The 24,962-nt window shown below is 45.4% G+C and carries 23 protein-coding genes; 11 read left to right on the top strand and 12 right to left on the bottom strand.

The window, feature by feature from the left end; all coding sequences use genetic code 11:
• Nucleotides 1-69 precede the first annotated feature (69 nt).
• Nucleotides 70-606 (bottom strand): glutathione peroxidase, encoded by a 537-nt coding sequence (locus FQV26_RS01520; RefSeq protein WP_146555613.1) that lies wholly within the window; start codon nt 604-606, stop codon nt 70-72.
• Nucleotides 607-906: 300 nt separating this feature from the next.
• Here FQV26_RS01520 and FQV26_RS01515 point away from each other — a divergent pair, with 300 nt between their 5' ends.
• On the top strand, nt 907-3,363 hold the full coding sequence (locus tag FQV26_RS01515; protein ID WP_146555612.1) for a putative bifunctional diguanylate cyclase/phosphodiesterase: 2,457 nt from the start codon (nt 907-909) through the stop codon (nt 3,361-3,363).
• 131 nt (nt 3,364-3,494) lie between these two features.
• Here FQV26_RS01515 and FQV26_RS01510 read toward each other — a convergent pair whose 3' ends face one another.
• The 5 genes from FQV26_RS01510 to FQV26_RS01490 all read right to left on the bottom strand — a co-directional run bounded on the left by FQV26_RS01510 (nt 3,495) and on the right by FQV26_RS01490 (nt 8,585).
• A complete protein-coding gene (locus tag FQV26_RS01510; RefSeq protein WP_146555611.1) occupies nt 3,495-5,534 on the bottom strand; it encodes a catalase in 2,040 nt (679 codons plus the stop codon).
• Nucleotides 5,535-5,720: 186 nt separating this feature from the next.
• Complete coding sequence (locus FQV26_RS01505) at nt 5,721-6,314, bottom strand: NADPH-dependent FMN reductase (protein ID WP_186759583.1); 594 nt, start codon at nt 6,312-6,314, stop codon at nt 5,721-5,723.
• 14 nt (nt 6,315-6,328) lie between these two features.
• Entirely contained in the window at nt 6,329-7,312 is a 984-nt protein-coding gene (locus FQV26_RS01500) for a ring-cleaving dioxygenase (RefSeq protein WP_146555609.1), read from the bottom strand.
• Nucleotides 7,313-7,376: 64 nt separating this feature from the next.
• Nucleotides 7,377-7,811, bottom strand: a complete 435-nt coding sequence (locus FQV26_RS01495; protein WP_146555608.1) for a MarR family winged helix-turn-helix transcriptional regulator — start codon at nt 7,809-7,811, stop codon at nt 7,377-7,379.
• A 210-nt stretch (nt 7,812-8,021) separates the two neighbouring features.
• The gene (locus FQV26_RS01490; RefSeq protein WP_146555607.1) at nt 8,022-8,585 is read right to left on the bottom strand and encodes an NADPH-dependent FMN reductase; all 564 of its coding nucleotides are present in this window, start codon (nt 8,583-8,585) and stop codon (nt 8,022-8,024) included.
• Between the two features lie 188 nt (nt 8,586-8,773).
• Here FQV26_RS01490 and FQV26_RS01485 point away from each other — a divergent pair, with 188 nt between their 5' ends.
• From FQV26_RS01485 to FQV26_RS01460, 6 genes are all read left to right on the top strand, one after another.
• A complete protein-coding gene (locus FQV26_RS01485) occupies nt 8,774-10,813 on the top strand; it encodes a putative bifunctional diguanylate cyclase/phosphodiesterase (protein ID WP_146555606.1) in 2,040 nt (679 codons plus the stop codon).
• Nucleotides 10,814-10,996: 183 nt separating this feature from the next.
• Nucleotides 10,997-11,638: a 3-hexulose-6-phosphate synthase gene (hxlA, locus tag FQV26_RS01480; protein WP_146555605.1), complete on the top strand. Its 642-nt coding sequence runs from the start codon at nt 10,997-10,999 to the stop codon at nt 11,636-11,638.
• 1 nt (nt 11,639) lies between these two features.
• A complete protein-coding gene (gene hxlB, locus FQV26_RS01475) occupies nt 11,640-12,194 on the top strand; it encodes a 6-phospho-3-hexuloisomerase (RefSeq protein WP_146555604.1) in 555 nt (184 codons plus the stop codon).
• Between the two features lie 187 nt (nt 12,195-12,381).
• A complete protein-coding gene (locus FQV26_RS01470; protein ID WP_146557728.1) occupies nt 12,382-13,002 on the top strand; it encodes a cyclase family protein in 621 nt (206 codons plus the stop codon).
• Between the two features lie 44 nt (nt 13,003-13,046).
• Nucleotides 13,047-13,907 carry a Cof-type HAD-IIB family hydrolase gene (locus FQV26_RS01465; protein WP_146555603.1) on the top strand — a complete coding sequence of 287 codons (861 nt, stop codon included), beginning with the start codon at nt 13,047-13,049 and terminating at the stop codon, nt 13,905-13,907.
• A complete protein-coding gene (locus FQV26_RS01460) occupies nt 13,879-14,235 on the top strand; it encodes a winged helix-turn-helix transcriptional regulator (protein WP_146555602.1) in 357 nt (118 codons plus the stop codon). Before FQV26_RS01465 ends, FQV26_RS01460 begins: the two co-directional genes overlap by 29 nt.
• A 413-nt stretch (nt 14,236-14,648) precedes the next feature.
• Here FQV26_RS01460 and FQV26_RS01455 read toward each other — a convergent pair whose 3' ends face one another.
• On the bottom strand, nt 14,649-15,608 hold the full coding sequence (locus FQV26_RS01455; protein ID WP_146555601.1) for a LacI family DNA-binding transcriptional regulator: 960 nt from the start codon (nt 15,606-15,608) through the stop codon (nt 14,649-14,651).
• 158 nt (nt 15,609-15,766) lie between these two features.
• On the opposite strand from FQV26_RS01455, the gene FQV26_RS01450 reads away from it, so the two are divergent.
• Nucleotides 15,767-16,108 carry a hypothetical protein gene (locus FQV26_RS01450; protein WP_261384240.1) on the top strand — a complete coding sequence of 114 codons (342 nt, stop codon included), beginning with the start codon at nt 15,767-15,769 and terminating at the stop codon, nt 16,106-16,108.
• Nucleotides 16,109-16,208: 100 nt separating this feature from the next.
• Here FQV26_RS01450 and FQV26_RS01445 read toward each other — a convergent pair whose 3' ends face one another.
• Nucleotides 16,209-16,355 carry a glycine betaine ABC transporter substrate-binding protein gene (locus FQV26_RS01445; protein WP_315898429.1) on the bottom strand — a complete coding sequence of 49 codons (147 nt, stop codon included), beginning with the start codon at nt 16,353-16,355 and terminating at the stop codon, nt 16,209-16,211.
• Between the two features lie 236 nt (nt 16,356-16,591).
• Between FQV26_RS01445 and FQV26_RS01440 the strand changes: the two genes are divergently transcribed.
• The gene (locus tag FQV26_RS01440) at nt 16,592-18,079 is read left to right on the top strand and encodes a potassium/proton antiporter (protein ID WP_146555600.1); all 1,488 of its coding nucleotides are present in this window, start codon (nt 16,592-16,594) and stop codon (nt 18,077-18,079) included.
• Between the two features lie 255 nt (nt 18,080-18,334).
• Here the strand turns inward: FQV26_RS01440 and FQV26_RS01435 are convergent, their stop codons facing one another.
• The 4 genes from FQV26_RS01435 to FQV26_RS01420 form a co-directional block, all read right to left on the bottom strand.
• The gene (locus FQV26_RS01435) at nt 18,335-18,532 is read right to left on the bottom strand and encodes a hypothetical protein (RefSeq protein ID WP_146555599.1); all 198 of its coding nucleotides are present in this window, start codon (nt 18,530-18,532) and stop codon (nt 18,335-18,337) included.
• A 462-nt stretch (nt 18,533-18,994) separates the two neighbouring features.
• Nucleotides 18,995-20,284, bottom strand: a complete 1,290-nt coding sequence (locus tag FQV26_RS01430; RefSeq protein WP_146555598.1) for an MFS transporter — start codon at nt 20,282-20,284, stop codon at nt 18,995-18,997.
• A 57-nt stretch (nt 20,285-20,341) separates the two neighbouring features.
• Entirely contained in the window at nt 20,342-20,761 is a 420-nt protein-coding gene (locus FQV26_RS01425; RefSeq protein WP_146555597.1) for a universal stress protein, read from the bottom strand.
• Nucleotides 20,762-20,784: 23 nt separating this feature from the next.
• On the bottom strand, nt 20,785-22,245 hold the full coding sequence (locus FQV26_RS01420; protein WP_146555596.1) for a SulP family inorganic anion transporter: 1,461 nt from the start codon (nt 22,243-22,245) through the stop codon (nt 20,785-20,787).
• A 177-nt stretch (nt 22,246-22,422) separates the two neighbouring features.
• Here FQV26_RS01420 and FQV26_RS01415 point away from each other — a divergent pair, with 177 nt between their 5' ends.
• Together FQV26_RS01415 and FQV26_RS01410 are read left to right on the top strand one after the other, a co-directional pair.
• On the top strand, nt 22,423-22,965 hold the full coding sequence (locus FQV26_RS01415; protein ID WP_146555595.1) for a recombinase family protein: 543 nt from the start codon (nt 22,423-22,425) through the stop codon (nt 22,963-22,965).
• 32 nt (nt 22,966-22,997) lie between these two features.
• Nucleotides 22,998-24,884, top strand: coding sequence for an LTA synthase family protein (locus FQV26_RS01410; RefSeq protein WP_146555594.1), 1,887 nt, complete (start codon nt 22,998-23,000; stop codon nt 24,882-24,884).
• Nucleotides 24,885-24,962: the final 78 nt, after the last annotated feature.

Raw genomic sequence — 24,962 nt, 5'->3', positions numbered from 1 at the left:
GAAAAATAAGCACAGCTGAAATGGCGCTAACCATTTCAGCTGTGCTTATTTCACTTCTTATAAATCACCTTATACAACTTCGCCCAATAACTTCTCAATAATATCTTCAGTTTCTTTTGGTTTTACGGTCGGAGCAAAACGATGGACCACATTTCCATTGCGATCGATCAGGAATTTAGTGAAATTCCATTGGATATCGGAACTTTCCACCATATCGCGATCTTCTCTCTGCAAAGCGCCCGCCTCATCAAACTTTTCATCAGCCGGCGCTTGGCTGCGCAAATACTGATAGACCGGATGCGCATTTTCGCCGTTAACTTCCGTTTTTCGGGTAAGCGGGAAGCTGACGCCGAAGTTGGCAGAACAGAATTCCATTATTTCTTCGTCCGTTCCCGGTTCCTGTCCACCGAACTGATCGCATGGGAAGCCGATGATTTCAAATCCTTTTGCTTTATGCGCTTTGTAGAGACCTTCTAATTCTTCGTACTGAGGGGTCAATCCGCATTTACTGGCTGTATTCACAATCAGCAGGACCTCGCCTTGGAATTTCTCGAGCTGCAGTTCTTCCCCGTTTGATAATGTTGTCTGGAATGAATAAATCGACATGCATATCCTCCTCTTTCATGGGTTCTGGCATCTAACCTTCAGATTTTATTGTGCGTGTACTGAAATGTTAACGCTCCCCATCTATCGTACAATTGTTTACTACAACTCTAGTATCCTTCTTTTTGGCCGCAGGTACAAACTTCATGTAACTCTACTTTTAACCTCCGCATCTTTCCAGCTTTTACTAAAGCATATACTCCTACGTCCAAAACATTAAAATAGTTAATATTCTGTATAAAAATGTTATTATATGTAATATAAATGTTTCTTTTTCCAGTAAACTTCACTATAATGAAATAAATGACAACGAATTCGTTAAATTCAGAATTTTTATTCATACAATTCATTTTAGTAAATGAGGTGAAAGGCATTACTCTCTCTAAAGCAAAAACCCTATTTGGTTCTTATATCTTCCTTCATATCTCTATCTACTATGCCTGGATTTTACTGAATCCCGGGAATGACAATGTTCATCTGCTGGTGGCCAATCTCTTTTCCTGGACCGCTCCTCTGGTTGCCGGAACTGTCCTTTTTATCGTCTATTTAAAATTGACTGACGGGGACCGCTACTTCTGGCTGCTTGCTTCATTCGGCTGTTTCAGCTATGCCATCGCTGAAAGCATTTGGTTTTACACCCACCACATTGCGCGCATCGAAGCAAGTTACCCCGGCTGGTCGGATCTGTTTTACTTTCTCCAAATCTTTTGTTATTTAACGGCTTTTGCTTATCAACTCTGGCAGAAAAAAGAAAACTCGTATCAGATCAAGTTTCTTTTCGACATGGCCATCATTATTGCTGTTTTCTCAGCACTCAGCTGGCATTTCCTGATTCATCCTCTGTCTACAGGAGATGCGGTCTCCCCTATCCTGCTCGCCGTATCGATCGGCTATCCGATTGGCGATTTGTTCCTGTTGTTTGGTGCAATCAGTTTCTATATCGGTTCTGCCTACTTTTTTCAGCGCCGGGTGCTGACTTTGATTGTTGCCGGTTTGATGGTCCAGGTTCTGGCGGATACGGCGTATCTTTATACGACCATCGCTTCCACTTATAACTCAGGCACTTTGTACGATCCGTTATGGTCTCTTGGTCTTCTGTTGATGGCATTTGCCGGTTTGTACGCACTGGAAACTGTAGGGGCTGCAGTTCCAGTTACAGAATCCAAACCTGCTGACGATGTGATTTCCTTGCGTCTGCTGCTTCCTTATTTCAGCCTGGTGCTGCTGTTTATTGTCATGATTTTCGAGCAAAAAGGCGATATGAATGGCTTGATTGCCGGAGCCGGCACATCAGTGATCCTGGTCATTACCCGGCAGGTCTTTACCTTGCGCGATAACCGGAAGCTGTTGTTCAACTACCATCAACTGACTTCTGTCCTCGAACACAAAATCGAACAAAGAACGGTGGAAGTCACTGCTAAGAATGAAGAACTGGAGGAAGCTGTTCAGCAAATGAAGCACATGGCCTACCATGATGTATTGAGCGGTTTGCCGAACAGAAGGCTGTTCTTGGAAAAGCTTGAAGCTGCCATATCGGGCGCTAAACAAAAATCGCAAAAAATTGCTGTCGTGTTCATTGACTTGGACCGGTTTAAAAACATCAACGATACGTTCGGCCATGACTTCGGGGATTTGCTGCTGCAGGGATTTTCACAAAAAGTTGCAGAAAACCTGCGTTCCCATGATATCGTTTCCCGGCAAGGCGGTGATGAATTCACATTGATCCTGAATAATATTCAAACTGAAAAAGATATTGCACCGATGATCAACAGGCTGCAAGCTGCACTTGCAAGCCCCTTGACCATCCTTGGCCAGGAATTGCATATCTCGATGAGCATCGGCATCGCGGTTTTCCCGAAAGACGGTGAGACGACTACCGAACTGCTGAAGAACGCAGACAGTGCAATGTACAGTGCAAAGGAAAAAGGGAAAAATCATTATCAGTTCTTTTCGGACGATATGGCTTTTACCGCTTCCCGTAAAATAAAACTTGAAAACGATCTGCGCCGTGCACTGGCTAAAGAAGAGTTCGTTCTTCATTATCAGCCGCAAATTCAGGCTGCGACAGGTGAAATCATCGGTATGGAAGCGTTGATCCGCTGGCAGACCGCAGACGGCGACGTTATTTCGCCTGGAGAATTCATCCCATTGGCGGAAGAAACCCGCTTAATTCTTCCGATCGATGAGTGGGTGCTTTATACAGCCTGCAAACAGGCAAGAGAATGGCACGATTTGGGGCATTCCCATTTGAAGTTGGCAGTGAACTTATCTCCTCTGCAGTTTCTGCACGACGACTTACTGTTCACTGTTCAAACTGCTTTAACGAAGACCGGCTTTGCGGCGTCTTCCCTGGAACTTGAAATTACGGAGGGTGTTGCTGTTGAAGATGCGGAAAAGGCCATTTTCAGGATGCAGGAATTGAGAAGCTTGGGTGTGCAGATTGCTATTGATGATTTCGGCACCGGCTACTCTTCGCTGAGCTACTTGAAGCGCTTCCCTCTCAACAACCTGAAAATTGCCCAGCCATTCATTCAGGACATGACTGCGAATCCTCACGACAAAGCTCTCGTCAAAGCTATGATTTTCATTGCGCATAGCTTCGACATGTCGGTCATTGCAGAAGGTGTGGAAACTGAAGAACAGCTGGCATTGCTGCAAGACTTGGGCTGTGATGAAATCCAAGGCTACTTGTACAGTAAACCGCTTCCTGCAGAACAATTTACAGGTATGCTGATGAAAAGGGTATCTTCTTTAAAATGACCTAGCCTGATTTATGGCAAGCAACCAGCTCTGCCGCTTTAAAAACTTCAAGTTCAGCAAATCTATCACCAAACACAAAAAGTCCCCTTTCAATTTTTGAAAGGGGACTTTCTGGATTCCGTTTCTTGCATTCAGCTGATTTCCCGGTCCCAATGGCGATGTGCAGTAACTGCTTCAATAAAGCTTTTCGTGAAGTCAGCGGCCTCTCCTCCGGTGATCACTCCGGGCTGATCCAGCATTTCCGCAGCCGCCAACCATTTTTCGCCTTCCTGCAAAGCACCAATCGCCTTGTAATGATCAAATGCTTCACCGAGGAATTTCGCAGCGTTTTTGGCGAATGTCTTGGACACATCCGAACCGCCGACAGCGAACAGCGCGTCGTACAATACAGCGTCGGTTGTGCTGAAAGTATGGGCAACTGTTAACTGCTTGCCATCCGAACCTGTGACCGTCCCTTGATTTTCGCTGATGATTTCATACTTCATTTTATGGGATTCGAGCCCATCAAGCACTTGGGCGACTTCGCTGCCAGTGAATCCATCTGCAATCAGCACACCGACTTTCCGGGTATCCGGCAGCTTCACTGTATTTTCCTGACTGAGTGCCGGGGAAGATTTTGTGACATCCGATCCCCCGCTCCCTGGTGGTGCCACCCCGATATTTTTCGCTACTTTCTGCGCAAGCTCCAAGTCAACGTTCCTCAGTACGTCAATATTCATTTCCCGGATCGGCATATCGCATTTCCCAAGCTCGAAACTATAAGCTTCCACAATATGCTTTTTCTCTGTGGCGCTCATCGAATTCCAGAAAAGTTTGGTCTGTGAAAAATGATCGTTAAAACTTTCGCTTCTGGCACGCACTTTCCGTCCTTCTACTTTCTCCTGGTAATGTTCATATCCGCCTTCCGCCGGGCTCACAGGCGCGGGTGTATTATTCGCCATCGAATTCGGGCGGTAGCTGACTGCGCCTTTATTGATGGTCTGGCGATTATAGCCATCCCGCTGGTTATTGTGGAATGGACAGACAGGCCGGTTGATCGGAATTTCATGGAAGTTCGGTCCGCCCAAACGAATCAGCTGTGTGTCTGTATAGGAGAACAATCGTCCTTGCAGAAGAGGATCATTGGTGAAATCGATGCCTGGCACCACATGACCCGGATGGAACGCCACTTGCTCAGTTTCGGCAAAGACGTTATCGACATTGCGGTTCAATGTCATCTTGCCGATCATCGTTACCGGTACATCTTCTTCCGGCCAAATTTTCGTCGGATCCAGAACATCGAAATCGAATTTAAATTCGTCTTCCTGAGGTAAAATCTGAACACCAAATTCGTATTCCGGATAATCCCCAGCTTCAATAGACTCCCATAAATCCCGGCGATTGAAGTCCGGGTCTTTTCCGGCAATTTTCTGTGCTTCATCCCACACGAGCGAATGGACACCCAGTTTCGGCTTCCAATGAAATTTCACAAAATGGGATTTTCCTTCATCGTTGATAAAACGGAATGTATGCACACCAAAACCTTCCATCATGCGGAAACTGCGGGGAATTGCCCGATCCGCCATATTCCAAATGACATGATGGGCAGATTCGGTATTGTTAGCGACAAAGTCCCAAAACGTATTATGGGCTGCTGCTGCCTGAGGCATTTCTGTATGGGGCTCCGGCTTGATGGCATGAACAAGATCCGGAAACTTGATGGCGTCCTGTATGAAAAACACCGGCATATTATTGGCTACCAGGTCGTAATTTCCTTCTTCGGTATAGAATTTGGTCGCAAAGCCGCGGGTATCCCGTACCGTCTCCGCTGAACCTCTGAAACCCACTACCGTCGAAAACCTGACAAATACGGGGGTTTTCTTTCCTTTCTTAAGGAATCCTGCTTTTGTGTAAGGTTCTGCTGTTCCATAAGCTTCAAACTCACCATGTGCTGCAAACCCGCGGGCATGCACGACCCTTTCCGGAATTCGTTCATGGTCGAAATGGGTCATTTTTTCACGAAAGTGGAAATCCTCCATAAGGGTAGGACCTCGTACACCTGCCTTCAACGACAATTCATCTTCGGAAACTTTCAGCCCTTGGTTGGTCGTCAACGCCTTGTCTTGATCATCAACGCGAAACTGTTCCAACTGCTGGTTTTTGCTATTTTCATCCCTATTGCCATTTGCCATTAGTGCCTCTTCTCCTTTTGTGTTTTATTTGTTAGTATTCTTTTTCCCGTATTAAGTTTACTGAAAACATAGATATTTTTTGATATTTCCTGCTTTTTCAGGGGAATTTATTTCACTATAAAAAAAGAAGAATGCTCTAGTTGAGCACTCTTCCATCTAAAATTTCTTTTCATTATGAGTGTTAACTTAACGGATGGTTTTCAAAGCCGTTGACCAAGGAATAACTTGATCCAGCATCTGGTTTACGGAATCGGCTTGGACTGGTGCTGCTTTCAGCTCCGACCCGTTTTCAAAATCTGTGAATAAAGACAATGCCGGGTGTACGCGCACATCCGCTACCGACAATTCGCCCAAAATCCCGCGTAAATGTTCAGCAGCGCGAGCGCCGCCGACAGATCCATACGATACAATACCGGCTGCTTTGTTGTTCCATTCCACGCGCAAATAATCTAACGCATTTTTCAATGAACCTGTAATCGAATGATTGTATTCCTGTGCAATGAAGACAAAGCCATCCTGTTTTGCGACTGCTTCAGACCATCCTGCTGCGCCGGATGCGTCTCCTCCATTTTCACCTAATAACGGCAACTTATAGTCTGCGATATCGATGATTGTATAGTTCGCGTCTCCGCGTTTGTCAGCCAACTCTTTTACCCAATTCCCTACTTGCGGGCTTAAGCGCCCTTCACGTGTTGATCCTAAGATAATTCCAATGTTCAATGGTGTCATTTGTATTTCCTCCTCTAGTGGTTTACCGAAGATTTTACTGAAAATGCTCATTTTTTTTCCCCTTTTTACAGATATTCTTTTTCAATGGTGCGTGTGCTGCGCACAGTATCGATCGGACGCACCAATTTCTCTATCTGTTCACGCTTCGGTTCCAAAAATGGCGGCAAGGATAATTTTTCTCCAAGTGTTTCATAAGGCTCATCGCCCAAGAAGCCAGGGCCATCTGTTGCCCATTCGAACAGGATGCCTTGTGCGACACGTACATACAAGGATTCAAAGAAGAAACGATCGACGTAGCCAGACGTACTGAAGCCCATCTGCTGCATGCGGTCGATCCACTCCTGCAAGACGCTGGTATCCGCTACACGGAATGCCGCATGGTGAACAGTGCCGTAGCCTTGGCGTCCTTCCGGAAGCAGTTTATTGTGCTCTACAATCACTTGCGCTCCGTTTCCGCCCTCACCGACTTCAAACAAGTAGAAAGAGCCTTCTTTTGCAACTTGGCGCATCAGCATGGCTTTTTCCAGCACTTGCTTGAAATAATCGAATTCGGCAATGCGGATATGGATGGGACCCAAGCCGGTGATAGCAAATTCCAGTGGCACCGGTCCGTTCTGCCATGGGGTGCCGGAAGCCACGCCTTTGTTGTTCTCATCTGAAACCAGCATATACTGCTGATCGTCGAAGTCGACAAAGGAAAGAGTTTTCTTGCCGAATACATCCTGGATGCCTTTATGCTTCACTTCGTATTTATCGAAACGTTTGACCCAGTAGGCTAAAGCTTCATCTGTAGGCACACGGAAAGCCGTTTTGTAGATTTCATTCGTGCCGTGAGTGCCTTTCGGGATGTTTGGGAAATCGAAGAAAGTCATGTCAGTCCCCGCTGAACCTTTGTCATCGGCGAAAAACAAATGATAGGTCTGGATATCGTCCTGATTTACAGTTTTCTTTACCAAGCGCATGCCCAGTACATAAGTAAAAAATTCATAGTTCTTTTCGGCACTGCTGGTAATGGCGGTTACGTGGTGCATTCCTCTTAATTCGTTCATCGGTATCTCTCCTCGTTTAGTAGTTTTTTAATGTCTCGGTTTCGAGATATAGGATTAAAAAAATTTAAGCGTTCTGTGATTTGCAGCCGATTTTCTTGACCGCTTCAATCATTTCTTCTATCTCCCGCTGTTCCATTCCTTGAAACACATCATTGATCACTTGCTCATGCTTCGGAAAAATCGTCTTCATCAATCGCCGGCCTTCATCTGTCAGCTCCGTGAAAGTTACGCGGCGGTCTTCCGGACAGGCTTGCCTGACGACGTAATTTTTCAGTTCCAGTTTATCGATTACGTATGTGATGCTGCTGCTGGCAATTAAAACTTTTTTTCCAATCATCTGAATCGGCTGTTTGCCCCGGTGATACAGCAATTCCAACACCGAAAATTCAGTAGGATTTAATCCGTACTGCGCCACGTCTTTTTTAATAAGCTCATGCAAAGAATCCGTGGCTCGAACCAATACAGTCAATGCTTTCAAGTTAAGATTCGGCACTTCCAACTGGCTCACCTCATTTACCTTGAATTAATTTATCTTTAATTCGAGATAATCATAACATGGCCAATTTACGACGTCAACCCTTTGACTTTACATCTATACCCTGTTCTTCATTTCTATATGCACTGCATGCGGGCACACGTATTTCCGCTTACGCCTACTAAAAAGAGGAATCCAACATTTGGATTCCTCTTCATCTCCTATTAGGGTTTATTAGTTGTTGCGAAGTGGCTCAAAAGCGTTGGTCCACGCATTGACTTGATCCAGCATTGTAGTTACAGCACCTTCGTGGACATCTGCCGGCTTGAATTCGTTCATATTGACGAAATCAGTGAACAGTGACATTGCGGGATGGCTTCTGACAGAAGCTACTTGCAGTTCCGCCAAAATGGTCCGCAAAGACTCAGCTGCTCTTACGCCGCCTGCAGAACCGTAGCTGACGATTCCTGCTGCTTTGTTGTTCCATTCTACGTACAGATAATCGATGGCATTCTTCAAGGCTGACGTAACGCCATGATTGTATTCTGGACAAATAAAGACATAACCATCCAGTTCTGCTACTTTTTTAGACCAGGGAATCGCTTCAGGAGTTTGGTAGTCCTGACTATAGGCTGCAGAAATCGGTTCCGCGTACATCGGCAAATTAAAGTCTTTTAAGTCGACGATTTCGTATTCAGCGTCTCCTCGTTTGTCTGCAATGCCTTTTACCCATTCCGCCACCTGGATACTATTACGCCCAGGGCGTGTGCTTCCTGTGATGATACCGATCTTTGTCATGAATTGTTTCCTCCTCAATTTGTGATCATTCTTCTTCTCTATGAACCTTCACTCCTTGATGCCCCTTCATCATAAGACAAATATCTCTCAGTTTCAAACGAAATGTCCGAATATTCTTTTTCTAGTTCTGATTGATTATCTCTTTAAAATAAAAATTTTTACAAATAAGTTTATGCCTCTTTCTAGGAATGAAGGCCATGCAGATGGATGCGGTCATTGTATATGATCCGATTTTATGGGGCATATCTGTCGCCATCGCTTTTGCAGCTTCCTACATCGGCTTGTATCTATTGTTTTACCTGCCGGATGTTCCACGATTTCATTGGCGCAAGCTTGCCAGCGCCTTGCTTATCGGGATGGCCGTATCCGGTATGCATTACACGGGGATGGCGGCAGCCCAGTTTGCGCCTTCTTCGCAGGAGGTGGCACATTCTGCCAGTTCTTCAATCGACAATTCGCTGCTGGCCTACGGAATTGGTGCTGGCATGCTGCTGATTCTCGTATCCGCTTTTATCAGCGTGCAGATTGACCGACGATTAAAAGCCCATTCAGAAGAATCCGAACTGAAGTTCAAATCGGTCATAGAATCAGCGAAAGACGCCATCATTGTAGCGGATTTTCATGGCAGCATCATTCAATGGAACCGAGGGGCGGAACGGATTTTCGGTTACTCATCGGAAGAAATACTCGGTTCGAATATAGATTCCATTATCCCTAGGCGCCTGCCGGAAGTTGACGCACAACAAACAGAGGAACATGGGAAAACAAAAATGGCACAAGTTATCGGACAAACTGTCGAATTGATGGGATCCAGAAAAGACGGCAGCGAATTTCCTCTTGAAATGTCGCTGGGTTCCTGGGAAACGGAAAAAGGCATGTTCTTCAGCAGCATTATCCGAGACATTACCGAACGAAAAATTTCCGAAGAGAAAATAAATGACTTGGTATATTTGGATCCATTGACTGGCTTGCCAAACCGTCGCCTTTTCAACGATCGGTTGACCTCACTTTTGGAACAGTCCAAGGAAACACAAGCCACTTTCTCCCTCTTTTATATGGATCTGGACAATTTCAAGATGATCAACGATCGTTTCGGACATGCCATCGGCGACCTTTTCCTGAAAAATGTGACGGAGCGGCTTAAACACAATATCAGCAGCAAGGATACGCTTTCCCGTGTTGGAGGAGATGAGTTTGTCCTTTTGCTCCCTCATACGGAATACGGCCAAGCTTCGAATATTGCCAAAAGACTGGTCACTGCGCTGAACGAACCGTTTCAACTGGAAGGAGAAGAGATCTTCACCAGCCTCTCAGTCGGCATCAGCCTGTATCCTTCTAACGGAAGAGAATGCAACGCATTGATGAAAAATGCCGATATCGCCATGTACCAAGCAAAAGAAGATGGCAAGAATGGGTTCCAGTTCTTTACGCAGCGCATGAACGAATCCATCTCCAGAAAATCCAAGTTGGCAACCGGATTGCGAAAAGGCATCGAACACGGGGAGTTTGCCATTCATTACCAGCCGCAGATCAGTCTGGATAACGAGGACCTCATTGGCGTGGAAGCCCTTATTCGATGGAATCACCCGGAGTGGGGAAATATTTCTCCTGCGGAGTTTATTCCCATTGCAAAAGAAACAGGCAGCATCGCTAAAATTGGAGAGTTTGTCCTCATGGAAGCATGCCGGCAAAACAAAGCGTGGCAAGAATCCGGGCTTCCCCCTTTCCGGATAGCTGTCAATATCTCTGCCCGGCAGTTTGCGCAAGCGGATTTTCCGAAAACAGTGGAAACGATATTAAAGGCATCTGGGCTGGACGCGCAATACTTGGAACTGGAGTTAACCGAAACGGTCATTCAAAATGACCAAAGCGCAATTGCCACCATGCAGGAACTGTCTTCACTTGGACTGCATTTATCTATCGATGATTTCGGCACAGGCTATTCGTCCTTAAGTTACTTAAAGCTGTTTCCCATTCGCACATTAAAGATCGATCAGCATTTCACCCGGAACATCGATACCGATTCAAAAGATGAAGCCTTGGTGAAAACGATCATCAGAATGGCACATGATTTGGAATTGAACGTCATTGCTGAAGGAGTGGAAACGAAGGAACAGCTGGATTTTCTGAAAGACCAGAAATGCAACCATGCACAGGGCTATTACTTCAACCGTCCCCTTTCGCCGCAAGAAATCGAGGAAATCTACCAGGCCATAAAAATTGGCTAGCCTGTCTTCAGCAGCGTCGAATGGAGAAGCTTTGTCAAAACTAGCTGTCCACTGAAACCTTACGCACACTGACAGTATAGTTTTTGTCAGTATGTGCGTTTAAAGTGCGTACTTCACATTATGGATAGCAGGACTTACACTGAGGCTGACCCAAAATACGAAACTGAGGAGATTTATATAGATATGAAATTACAACTAGCATTAGATTTGGTAAACATTCCACAAGCAATCGAAGTCATCAAAGAAGTAGAGGCATATATCGACATCGTGGAACTCGGAACTCCTGTGATCAACAAAGAAGGATTAAAAGCGGTTGCTGAAGTAAAAGCCGCATTTCCTGGCTTGGAAGTTCTTGCAGACGTAAAAATTATGGACGCTGCAGCTTACGAAGTATCAAATGCTGCTGCTGCAGGTGCAGACATCGTTACCATTCTGGCACAAGCAGAAGATTCATCCATTAAAGGTGCAGTTGAAGAAGCGAAAAAATTAGGGAAAAAAATCTTGATCGACATGATCGCAGTAAAAGACATCAAAACACGGGCTGCCGAACTTGATCTGCTTGGCGCTGATTATATCTGTGTCCACACAGGCTACGACTTGCAGGCAGAGGGCAAAGATTCATTCGAAGACTTGCGCACCATTAAAAGCGTCGTAAAAAATACCCGCACAGCCATCGCAGGCGGCATCAAATTGGAAACATTGCCGGAAGTAATCAAAGCACAGCCCGATTTGATCATCGTCGGCGGTGGCATCACAGGCAAAGAAGACAAAAGCGCAGAAGCAGCGAAAATCCAAAAGCTGATCAAGGAAAGCGTGACGGCTTAATATGAAGACCACAGGCTTCACAGATGAAATTTTAGCTGAACTCAAACGGACCTTGACGCTCATCGACGACGTGGAAGCTGAAAAGCTGGTAACCGGCATCCTGCAGGCAAAAAAAATATTTGTTGCAGGCGGAGGCCGCTCCGGCTTTATGGCAAAAGCGTTTGTTATGCGGATGATGCATATGGGTCTGGATGCATATGTTATCGGAGAAACGGTTACACCGAATTTGGAAGCGGATGATCTTTTCATCGTCGGTTCCGGTTCCGGTGAAACCCAGGGTCTTGCAGCGATGACGGAAAAAGCCAAAACCATCGGTGCCACGGTAGCGGCGATTACGATCAATCCTGAATCAACTATAGGCCGCCTCGGAGACATCCGGATTGCCATCCCGGCTCAAGCAAAGGCAGACGGTTCCAGCGGCAAGTCGATTCAGCCAATGGGTTCACTGTTTGAGCAATCGCTGTTGCTTTTTTATGATGCTGTCATCTTGCGGTTCATGGACCAAAAAGGACTGAACTCCAACACGATGTACGGCAGACATGCAAATTTGGAATAAAAACGGAAAGAGTCTGAGCCTGAATCACTTCAGTTTCAGGCTCTTTTCTGATTGTTTCTTGTGATAAAGAGAAATAGGCGGTGTGAAGCGTTTGGAACTCAAGCGTTTTCACTGGACAGCTGAATCCGTAACATGCCAAAGTGAACGTACAGTTCAAAACCATCTCAGCAACGGAAGGGTTGATCAAATGAAAATGTATGACGTAACAGGTTCAATTTACGAAGGAATGCCCGTTTACAATGACAATGCGGAAAAGCAGCCACGAATGGACCGGCAGACGAATGGCTATGTTACCGAAACGCGCCTAGAACTGAATGTCCATACCGGAACCCATATCGACGCCCCACTTCATATGACTAATGACGGCGAAACCTTTGAATCGATTTCGATGGAAAAGCTCGTAGGAAGATGCAAAGTATTGGATTTGACTGACGCAGAGAATCACATCTCAAAAACGGATCTGGAGAAGTTCGAGATCCAGAAAGACGATTTCATTCTACTGAAAACAAAAAACTCATTTGATGTTAACTTTAACTTTGATTTTATTTTTCTTGCAGAAGATGGTGCAAACTATTTGGTTGAGATAGGGATTCAAGGAGTTGGAATCGATTCTCTTGGGATCGAAAGAAGCCAAGAAGGGCATCCGACGCATAAAACCTTGTTTTCCAATGGCATCATCATTGTAGAAGGCCTGCAGTTAAAGGAAGTGGAAACAGGTGAATACTTCCTGGTGGCAGCGCCGTTAAAGCTGATAGGAACGGAAGCTTCACCTGCAAGGGTCCTGCTGTTCGAAGGGCTCAGTTTTTGATCCACTTCTAAAGCGCGATAAAAAGAAGATTGAGGAGAGAACATATGTACAAAATGATTGCGATCGATCTTGACGGCACCCTGCTGACAGATGATCTGCTGATTTCACCTGGCACTGCAGCAGCGATCCGAAAAGCGATTGAAATGGGAGCAGTTGTAACAATTGCGACGGGAAGGATGTTTTCTTCCGCCAAACTTATAGCACAGCAGCTGGGAATTACTGCCCCGCTCATTACATATCAAGGGGCGATGATCAAAGCTGCAAATGACGGGGAAGTATTGTACGAGCGCTCTGTCTCCCCGGAAATCGCAAAATCCTTAATTGAGATTGCGCACCAGAAGAACATACACCTGCAAGTCTATCAGGACGACACCCTTTACGGTGCAGCTGAAACCGATAAGCTGGTTGCTTACGCAAAAGCAGTCAATGTTCCGTACGTAATAGAGCCGGATCTGATGAAACTGGCACAGAAAGGGTTTACGAAACTGCTCTTTATCGATGAACCCGGTGCGCTTGATGGGCTGCAGAAAGAATTGCAATTAGTTTTCGGCGAATTCGCCTATATCGAGAAATCGAAAACAAACTACCTGGAAGTGACACATCCGGAAGCAAATAAAGGGAACGCTCTTTTGTTTCTGGCGAACGAACTTGGCATCGACCGCTTAGAAGTCATCGGAATCGGCGACAACCACAATGATTTCGAACTGATCAAGGCAGCGGGGTTTGGCATCGCCATGGGAAATGCCGTACAGGCAGTAAAAGACATTGCGGACTACACCACTTTGACAAACAATGACGAAGGTGTACGTCATGCGATCGATCAGTTTATTCTGGAACCGGAAATGGCTGTCGTTACTACGGAAGGAAGCGAAGAACATGCCCAACTTGGGAGAAAAAAGCTTTAATTGCGAAAAAGAACTGACACTTTCAATTATTGGCGGCAAGTGGAAGATGCTGATACTGTGGCATCTAGGCAAAGAAGGCACAAAACGTTTCGGCGAATTAAAAAACCTGATGCCGGGCATCACCCAACGCATGCTGGTGAACCAATTGCGTGAACTTGAAGACCATTTGATTGTGCATCGCGAAGTATATCCGGTCGTCCCTCCAAAAGTGGAGTACTCGCTTACGGAGCAAGGACGAAGCCTTATCCCGATTCTGGACTCTATGTATGAGTGGGGCAAAGATTATATGGAGCAGAACTTGGATACGAAGAAAGTGGAAAGCAGCTGAAGCCTGTCCAATAAAACACAAAGCGGATTGCACATAGATGCAATCCGCTTTTTTTAGTTGAGTTTCTTCTATATAACAAGATAAACAGTTTTATTTAATAAAGCTATTGAATTCCCTTGACCTGAGAACGATATCATAAACTAAGCTTAAGGTAAGAAGCAGTTCCAAATCATTTTGAGACAGCGAATGCTTACGTGAGTGTAACCCATTTCGGGGCATGATCGCGTATCGTTCTCTGTCTTCAACTTTGATTGGACTGCTTCTATGTTCGCTATCGCGAAATTGCTAGCGGAGGCACGTCTAGGGCTCGGCAAAGGCCATCCCAAAGCGACCGAAGCGGTAAATAAGGTTAAATTCTTTTGTTCACCTTACACAGTTTACCCTATATCGAAATCCTTCATTATTCCTTGAGTTTAAACAGTCTGCCTTTGAATCAATTCGACAGCCACTTCTTTATGTGAAGTTTCTTCTAACAAAGTCTGCTTAAAAAGAAGTTGCCCGATGGAATGCAAAGGGACGCCTACGGTAGTGATGTTCAAAGCTTTGGCAATCGCGTGATTATCAAATCCAATGATCGCTAAATCATGGGGAATGGCTATGCCATATTGAGGACTGGCAATAATGATTCCCGCTGCCACCTGGTCACTCGTTGCAATCAAAGCTGTCGGCCGACGAGTTAAATGGGAAAGCTCTTTTAAAACACGTTCCCCGTCCTCCAAGTAAATACAATCTTTGATGATGTATTCCTCCTGATAGAACAATCCTTTCGTCTCTAAAAAATCCCGATATGCCTGTTCTCGCTGCTTGCTGTTGGTTCCGTCCGTCCGATTTATGCAAAACCCGATCTCCCTGTGCCCCTTGTCATACAGATAAGTCAACGCATTCGTAAAGCATGCGTAATGATCGACAAAGATATAACTCAGCGGTGTATTTCCGCCATTTTCAAACAGCACAATGTTTCCGTACTCACGGTATCCTTCGATTACCTCCAAGGACACTTGCCTTGAGCAAATGACCAGGCTGTCGATTTGCTTTAACTTCAACATTTCCAGCGCTTCCATTTCTTGCCCTTCATGATAACCTGTCTGGTAAAGGACCAGCTTATATCTATGAGTAGAAGCTGCCTTGAAAATTCCTTGGACCAATTGTGAGAAGTAAGGGTGGTCCAAAAAAGGCAGAACAACGCCTACCAAATTCGTTTTGCCTTTTTTCAAATTGATTGCGTTGATGTTTTGGATATAACCTGTTTCGGCAATGGCTTTTTTTACAGCTTCCACTTTTTCCTGCTTCACATAGGGATGGTTATTCAAGACACGTGAAACAGTGGCAACAGACACTCCTGCTAGTTTCGCAACATCCTTAATACCCGCCATCAAACCCCCTCCTTCCTCTTAAGTTAACATATCACCAGCGGAAATTTAAAAGTTTGCTAACCTTGTTCTAGTATATAATAGAAGAAATTAACAGCAGCTTTGGATTGACGTAAAATTTATAGGATAGAAATTCGTTTTCGAAAGAAGGTGTGAAGAAATTGAAAAGAAAAGCAGGCTTGGCCATCTTAGCTTTGATTCTCATGGCAAGTGGAATTTTCTATTATACAACGTTTTTTTCTTACCAAGCTTCTGAAGCTTTTTCCGGTTTTCCAATCCCCAAAAAAGCGGAGTTATTGGAAGAAAACCAGGATGCCAGAATATACAATTGGAAAAAAGCATCTGAAGAAAACGGTATTCCACTTGGCTACGAACTGGTTCTGAAGCTGAACGGATGGGACAAGCAGGAAAGAGAAGGTGCTTCCGTTTCTTATACCAAAGGAGAAAAGCACATCGACGTGATTTCCCAAGTTCAACTGCTGACTCTCCGCAAGATGGAATGATTTTAACTACCTGAATAAAAAAAGACAGAATAAAACCCTGAATGGCAGGCAGTTAATAGGTGCCGCCATTCGGGGTTTTCGTTCTTGCTATAAGAATTACTTATTCAGCTGGCGTCAAATCTTCAATAGAATCGATGTCCATATAAGCTGGAACAACAAATCCGATTTTAGCGCCTTCCAAGTTCACTCCAAGATCGACTAATTTGTCGCCGTAAGTTTCAAGCTGAGTAGCGTGAGTTCCTGGCAACCGTATTGCAGTACTTCCCTGAAACACAGCTTTAGCCTTTGATTCGCCAGAAGAAAAAGTTAAAATAAGAATATAGTTATTTTAAAGAAGTTCAGGTAAGATCCGGCGGCCTGGCGCCAGCAGATTTGGCTTTGGCTTTAAAACCTTCAACGGAGAAATAGCATCAGGTTTTACTTTCTTGAAAAAATGATTCAACTACAGTATCTGATTCGCAGAAGGAGGCATGTCACACGAACATGATGAATAACATTATTACTCCGGATTATTTGATGTTTGTACTCGCCTTATTTTTTATCATCGGGGTCTTTACGACGAAATTTTCTTCACGTTTCGGCGTTCCTGCCCTCATTTTGTTCATCGCAATCGGAATGCTTGCCGGCAGTGACGGCTTTGGACTCCTCTATTTTGATAACCCCTCTTACGCTCAATTCATTGGGATTTTCGCTTTGGTTGTCATTCTTTTTGAAGGCGGTTTGTCAACAAAATGGACGACCATTAAACCTGTGGTTTTTCCTTCACTGGTCCTCGCGACTGCCGGCGTCTTAATCACCACTTTCATAGTCGCTATTGCTGCTACCTTTGTCTTGGACGTGACATGGATGGAAGGCCTTCTTTTCGGTGCCATTGTCGGTTCCACAGATGCAGCTGCCGTTTTCGCTGCCCTTAAAGGGCAAAATATTAAAAATCGTCTGGCCGCTACATTGGAAGCGGAATCCGGCACCAACGATCCGATGGCCATGTTTTTAACTTTGGCATTTATCCAATTGATCGTATCGGACGAACAAGGCATCTTGAACATCATCGGCGTATTTTTCCTGCAGATGGGTCTTGGACTCCTGTTCGGTCTTCTATTGGGGCGTCTTGCTTCATGGGCCATCAATAAGATCAACTTGGATTCAGGCGGACTTTACCCTATTCTCGCTATGGGATTTGCCATTTTGACCTATAGCGTAGCTGCCAACTTGAACGGCAGTGGACTACTCGCGGTATATGTAGCTGCTTTAGTCATCGGCAACAGTGATTTGACATTCCGCCATACTATTTTTCATTTCAATGAAGGGTTTGCCTGGATGATGCAATTGCTGATGTTCGTGATTCTGGGATTATTGGTATTCCCAAGTCAGCTCTTCACGCTTGATATTATCTTTAAGGGCTTCCTGTTATCGTTCATTCTAATCCTAGTGGCACGTCCTCTTGCCGTGTTGGTTTCCACACTTGGTTTCGATTATACTTGGCAGGAAAAAACGCTCATTTCCTGGGCTGGCCTAAGAGGCGCTGTCCCGATTGTACTGGCGACATTCCCGATGATTGCAGGGTTGGAAAATGCCCAGCTGTTCTTTAACGTCGTCTTCTTCGTCGTCCTTACTTCGGCGCTGATCCAAGGCGCTACAATTTCTCCTTTTGCCGAGAAGCTGGGACTGACGGGGCCGAAGAAAGTGGCACCGATCCACACATTGGAGCTTGTCTCCATCGGCAAAGCGAATGCCGAAATAGTCGAATATACCGTCAGCAATGAAACACCGATTTTAGGCAAAAGTCTGGCGGAAATTGATTTTCCTCCGGAGGTTCTGATCAACGCCATCATTCGGGATGAAGAATTAGTCACGCCTTATGGTGAAACGACCATTCAAACAAATGATATTCTGTATATTCTGGTGTCTAAAAACAGGAAAAAAGAGCTTAAAAAGACATTGGGGGAAAACGGGCTTTCGGATGATAACTGAGTGCCTTCAGAAAAAGGAAGATTCAAGAGATGCTGCATCCCGAACCTTAGTGCTCACACTAAGATTCGGGGTTTTTTATAGAATTAAGGCAAAAGAAAAATTCATAATCACCAACGAATATTTGCAGGATTTCTGAAACTGGGTGCCTTATTAAGCTTTTCTGCAGGAAGCAAGTTGGAGCTGGAAGAAACCAAATAAAAAAGAAGGACAGAAAGCGCGTTGCTTCGCTTCTGTCCTTCTTTAGGCTCTACTTAATTAAGTAGAAGCAATTAGTATATTCTCGAGATCTTCAATTTCTCCACAGGAAAGTTCGATATCGTTTTCCAGGATATCTTTAAATTGATTGCTGCTAATTGTTTTAGTAAACAATCGGCTTTTTACAAGATCAGCCGTCTTGAAAGAAAGCAATTGCTTCACTTCGCGAACTTCATAAATTGTAAGGTCATCTGGCATAAACTTGCCCCCTTTTTCAACACACGTTGTTCAAGTGTCTCTTTTATTGGTTTATCCTTTTTTACTATCCGTAAGTGTCTTTCATCAAATACTATTATTTTTATTAGCAAAATCAGAAATAATCGATTATTTGACTAAATTGGCTTATCGCCGAAATTTTTATATTTAAATAGTTTTAAGCTAAATTCTGCTTAGAGGTAATTCCTTTAGAAGACACCTGCTTCTTGTACGTATCTTATTTCCTGCCGGCTCGCGAGAATTTTTTATTAGAGACAAAATCCGTAGAGTAAGAGACATAACTTCTTACCTGTGCTTGGATTGTTTAGTTAGTTCCTCCTAAGTGGCTGGTAAACTATGTTCGTTCCAGTGCGCTCATTATACGGGAGAATCCTTGGAATAGATAGTTTTTCCAGCCACCGACGTGTGCCGGTTTTTGCCCAAAAGATTTCTAGAGAGAAATGGTCATTCGCGCACGGCTGCTTTTTCCGGAGGAGATGCCATTAATGCAGCAATAATGCCAAGCAACGGGAATATCATGATCACCCACAGCACTTCGTTGTAACTGCCGAACCGGTCAAAGAAAAGCCCGAACGGCAACGGGCCGAGCGCAGAACCGACCACCATGACAGCCATGGATATCCCTGTGATGCTCCCTAAATACTGTCTGCCAAAATAATTCGGCCAGACGACACTGAGTGTGACACGCTCGATGCCCAGCATGAAGCCCCAGACGGCCGCAAAAAGAATGGCCGCTGAAAAGACAGTCGCTTCTTTCAACAGGAATATGGACACCAGCTCTCCTGCAAAAACAGCTGCAAGCATCCACTGAACACTTATTTTATCCAATAGATACCCTGCCAGAAATGTTACAGGAAAACCAATGATTGCCATGAGGCTCAATACAGCCGCCGCTGTTTCCGGCGTCAGGGACTGAAGTGAAAAGATGGAGACCAGATGAAAGGTCATGCCCGTATTGACCAACGCCGGGACGGCTACACAATACAACAGCAGCCAGAAAGAGCGCGTTTTTTTCGCTTCTTTCACCGTCCAGCTGACATCCGCTGACAGCTGGTTCTGCTGTTCTTTTTTGCTCAAAACAGGTCCGTTATCCGGCCGCAGCCCGATGTCTTCCGGACGGTTGCGGATAAACAGAAATGCCAGCGGGGTGAAAATGATGAGGATGGAGGCCCCCAGAATCTGCCACGTTGTGCGCCAGCCGTACAGCTCAATGAGCCATACATTGATGAGCGGAAACGCTGCAGAACCGACCATTGCGCCGAGCGCAGCCAAGCTCAAGGCCCTGCCGCGCTTTTGGATAAACCACTGCGGCACCAATGCATTTGGCATAAGAGACATCGATCCTTGGCCGAGAAGCCGGATGGCAAAAAAGCCGAAAAACAGCATGGCCCAGTTGATGACAAAACTATTGAACATACACGCTGCCACAAGAAAAATCGAAATGACAACCGACATTTTCCGTGCACCGAATTTGTCGATGAGCCGACCGACCATGAACAGCATAAATCCTGCAAGCAAGGTCGCCGATGAATAGATGCCGGAAATCGCAGATCGGCTCCAGCCGAATTCCTCGATGTAGTAGTCGATGAAGATTGCGTTCGAATAGGTTTGGCCAGGACCCGAGAAAAAATGGGACAGCCCGGCAATCATTACAATCAGCCAACCGTAATAGAATGGGGTATGTATAGCGGTAGATTTAGCCACAATAGGGCCCTGTTTTTCATTTTCTCGCATTTGCCTCTCCTCCAAAGAAAAAAGAGCTCCATAAGAGCCCCATCTCACTTTTTCTATTTATTTTACTATTAAAACCGGACAATTGGCACGTTTCACTACTTTATGGCTGACACTGCCAAGAACCATTTCCTGCAGGCCATTCAACCCCCGGCTCCCGATGACCAAAACGTCGAATCCTTCTTCGTTGGCGTACTTGACGATTGCAGGACCCGGCGTCCCGTGAAGGATTTCCACTTTGTACCGGATGTCACCCGCCGCCAAATTTTCTTCGACCGGCTGAAGTTTCTTCCGGCGCTGCAGATCCAGCTCCACGGAACTGCCGCTGTGCAGCACTTCGTGTTTTGCATTGTCATAGTCTGCCACAAAAACGACGGTCACTTGAGATTCCTTTGACCCTGACGCTAATTTGACTGCCTGTTTTGTCGCGCGCAGCGAATGATCCGAGCCGTCCACTGCCAGCAAGATGCGGTTATACATGTTCCAACACTCCTTTTTCCTGTTTAATGAGTTGGCAATTTAGCGTTTGCACTTTTGAAGATCGCCAGTTGATCGATCAGCTTCTGACTGCCGGTATCCAAGCCGGTAATTTCCACGTTATTGCGGTTTTCCCTGAATTTCAGGACAACCCGGTCAACTGCTCCTACTCCGGAATCATCCCAGATATGGGCGTCGCTGAAATCGATGAAGATTCTCTGCCCTTCCACTTCGTAGTCGAACTTCTCCAGGAAATCTTCGACAGAAGCGAAGAACAATTGGCCAACTACTTGGTAATGCGTGTCTTCAAGCAACTTCTTCTTCACTTTGATTTTTGAAATTTTTGCAACAAAGAAAATCGCGCTCAACAATACGCCTGCCAGTACACCGATGGACAAATCATGGGTGTAGACGACAATCGCAACTGTTGCGAGCATGACGATCGAATCGGCTTTTGGCGCTTTTTTCAAATAGGTAAACGATGACCAGTCAAACGTACCGATGGACACCATGATCATGATGCCGACCAATACCGGCATCGGAATCTGTACCACTACATTTCCTAAGACGATGATCAGGAACATCAGGAAGGTACCCGCTACTAAAGCCGACAGCCTGCCGCGTCCACCCGATTTGACGTTGATGATGGACTGGCCGATCATGGCACAGCCCGCCATTCCACCGAAAAATCCGGTGACGAAGTTGGCGATTCCCTGTCCTCTGGATTCCTTGTTCTTGTCACTGGCGGTGCCGGTCATGTCGTCGACGATATTGGCTGTCAATAAGGATTCCAGCAAGCCGACCACTGCCAAAGCCAATGAATACGGCAGGATGATCATCAAGGTTTCCAGGTTAACCGGAACATTCGGCAACAGGAAGGTTGGCAAAGTCTGGCTAATGGTTCCTAAATCCCCTACTGTCCGCAAATTGAAACCTGAATAGATGGCAACAGCGGTCAAGAGGACCAAGGCAATCAGCGGAGCTGGTATCGCTTTGAAGAACCGTGGAACGATGTAGACAATTGCCAATGTCACTGCGACAAAGACATATGTCATGGTATTGATGCCGATGAAATGCGGCAATTGGGCCATGAAAATCAGGATGGCAAGCGCATTGACGAAGCCGATCATGACAGCCCGGGGAATGAATTTCATCACTTTTGCTACTTTGAATACGCCAAACAAAATTTGGATGACACCTGTCAGGATGGTCGCTGCCAATAAATATTCCAAGCCGTGGTCCCGTACGAGCGGCACCATCAACAAGGCCATGGCACCGGTAGCCGCGGAAATCATTCCGGGACGGCCGCCCACAAAGGCGATAATGACCGCGATGCTGAACGAAGCGTACAATCCGACCATCGGGTCCACACCGGCGATGATGGAAAAGGCGATGGCTTCAGGAATCAATGCCAGTGCGACAACGATCCCGGCAAGGACGTCCCCACGGACATTTCCAAACCATTGAACTTTAATTTTTTCTAACACGTTATCTTGCTCCTCTACCTCTATATTTTTAAATCTTTTCACACCGAGAGAAAATGTCGCTTTTCTTACAACGGCATTAGTGTATCACCTTTATTCCTAAAAAAGAACCTTTTTGGGACTTTTTTTAATTGATTTATGGTATGATAGATTAAACTTGTCATGTAAGGGGATTTTAACGTGTTAATAGGATATGCAAGACCGAATACCGAAGATTTAGATTGTCAAAAGCAGATGGAACAGCTGAAAAGTACAGGCTGTACTGAGGTTTATATAGAAGAACACAGCTCTCCGAAAAAACGTGAGCAACTTCATCGTTTGCTCGAACGAGCAGAATCCGGCGATAAAATTGTCGTGGCACGGCTTTATACCTTGGCCGATTCGACCCGGCATTTAGTGGAGCTTATGGAACTATTGAGTTCGAAGAACATCACTTTCCTGTCGATCCTTGAAGATATTGATACGGATAGCGGCAAAACCTATCCTTTCAAAACCATTCTGCATTCATTGGCTGAATTTCAAAGCGACGCCATCAGCGAAAAAACAAGAGCCGGCCTATCAGCAGCAAAAGAAAAAGGAGCTGTATCAGGCCGTCCAAGAAAACCCGACGAAAATGTAAAAAAAGCGATTGAAATGTATGAAAGCAAACAATACAGCTTAGCAGCTATCAAAGAAAAGACCGGCATCAGCAAATCCACTCTCTATCGTTATTTAGAGAATTAACGCCCGGCAAGTTTCTAAAAAGGAGAATCTACATGTTACATAAAGAATGGCCGAAACACACCATACTGGCGATCGCCGTGATCGCTACATGGGTAAAAACGTATATCACCTATCAAACGGGCTTCTCGATTACGATTGATAATTTCATGCAGCAAATGATCCTGTTCATCAGTCCACTGAGCTTGCTGCTGTTCCTGTACGGAATATCATTGTTCTTTAAAAAACAAAAAAATAAAAACCGCTATTTGATTGTGATGACATTGATTACTTCGATTATTTTATATGGCAATGTCGCTTTCTACCGTTTTTTCAGCGACTTCATCACATTGCCGGTTCTATTTCAGACCGACAACTTCGGAGATTTGGGGTCGAGTGCTGCCGCAAGCATCTACCCGACAGATATCTTTTATTTTAGTGACTTGATTCTTCTATTGGCTGCAGCTAAATGGCTGCGGATCAAAGAAGACAAACTGGATTCCCGCAACAACCACCGGAAGGCCTACTTCGCCCTTTCCGCAGCCGCCTTATTTTTGAACCTTGGATTGGCTGAAGCCGAGCGGCCGCAATTGCTGACACGCAGCTTTGACCGGGAAATGCTCGTAAAAAATATCGGGATGTACAATTATCATCTCTATGATATTTATATCCAGTCCAAGTCCCAAGCACAGCGTGCCTTTGCGGACGGCTCGGAACTGACGGATGTCCACAACTACGTGCGCGCCAACCAAGTGGAACCATCCAGTGACATGCACGGGATAGCTGAAGGAAAAAATCTGATCATCGTGACGCTTGAATCAATGCAGACTTTCACCATGAACCAGGAAATGAACGGCCAGACCATCACGCCGTTCCTTAATAGCCTGACAGAAGACGAAGACACCATTTATTTCCCTAACTTCTATCATCAGACTGGCCTCGGCAAAACTTCGGATTCCGAGTTTCTGCTTGAGAATTCCCTGTACCCGTTAAGCGGCGGAGCCGTATTCTTTACACATGGCGGCAATACCTACCATTCGATGGCTGAAAAACTCGGCAACCAAGGATATGCAACGAACGTCCAGCATGCCAACAGCAAGAGCTTCTGGAACCGCGACATGATGTACGAATCGTTTGGAATCGATGAATTCCTGGATATCCAAAGCTATACAGTGGGCGAAGGGCAGGCGGTCAATTGGGGCATGAAAGACATTCCGTTTTTCGAACAGTCCGTTGCCCACATGGCTGAAATGCCGCAGCCGTTCTACAGCCGGCTGATTACGTTAACCAATCACCATCCATTCACGTTGGATCCGCAAGATAAACTGATTGATGAATTTGATTCGAATTCAGGTACACTCAACCGCTTTTTCCAGACCACCCGCTATTTGGACGAAGCCGTAAAAGAATTATTTGATGAATTGAAAGAAAGCGGCCTTTACGAGAATTCGATCATTGTCATGTATGGAGACCATTACGGCATTTCGGAAAACCATAACGAAGCCATGGCTCAATACTTGGGCAAAGAAATCACTCCTTACGAATCAGCGCAGCTGCAGCGAGTTCCGTTCTTCGTGCATATCCCAGGCTCCGGACAGGGACATGTAAACGAAGAGATCGGCGGCCAAATCGATATGCGTCCGACCATCCTCAATTTAATGGGGCAAGAAACCGACACTGACATGCAATTCGGCAGTGACTTGTTCGCTGACGAGCACGAAGAATTCGTGGTTTTCCGTGACGGACGTTTTGTGACAGATGACTATGTTTATGCCGGCAACACCTGTTACGAAAACGGAACCGGCACACAACTTGACCAGCGATTGTGTGCGCCGATTTCAGATCGTGCATTTGAAGAACTGGAATACTCAGAGCGAGTGATCAATGGAGATTTACTTCGATTTTATGATGAAGAAACAGGTCAGCTCCTCACTGAAGACTAACAACAAAAAAGGCGATCCCAAAAAGTCATGGCAATGACTTCGGGATAGCCTTTTTGTGTTTATAGCCGAAGAAAGTAA

It is taken from the genome of Planococcus sp. CPCC 101016 (assembly GCF_007859295.1).
GTDB lineage: Bacteria > Bacillota > Bacilli > Bacillales_A > Planococcaceae > Planococcus.
This window is presented reverse-complemented; position numbering and strand designations above follow the sequence as displayed.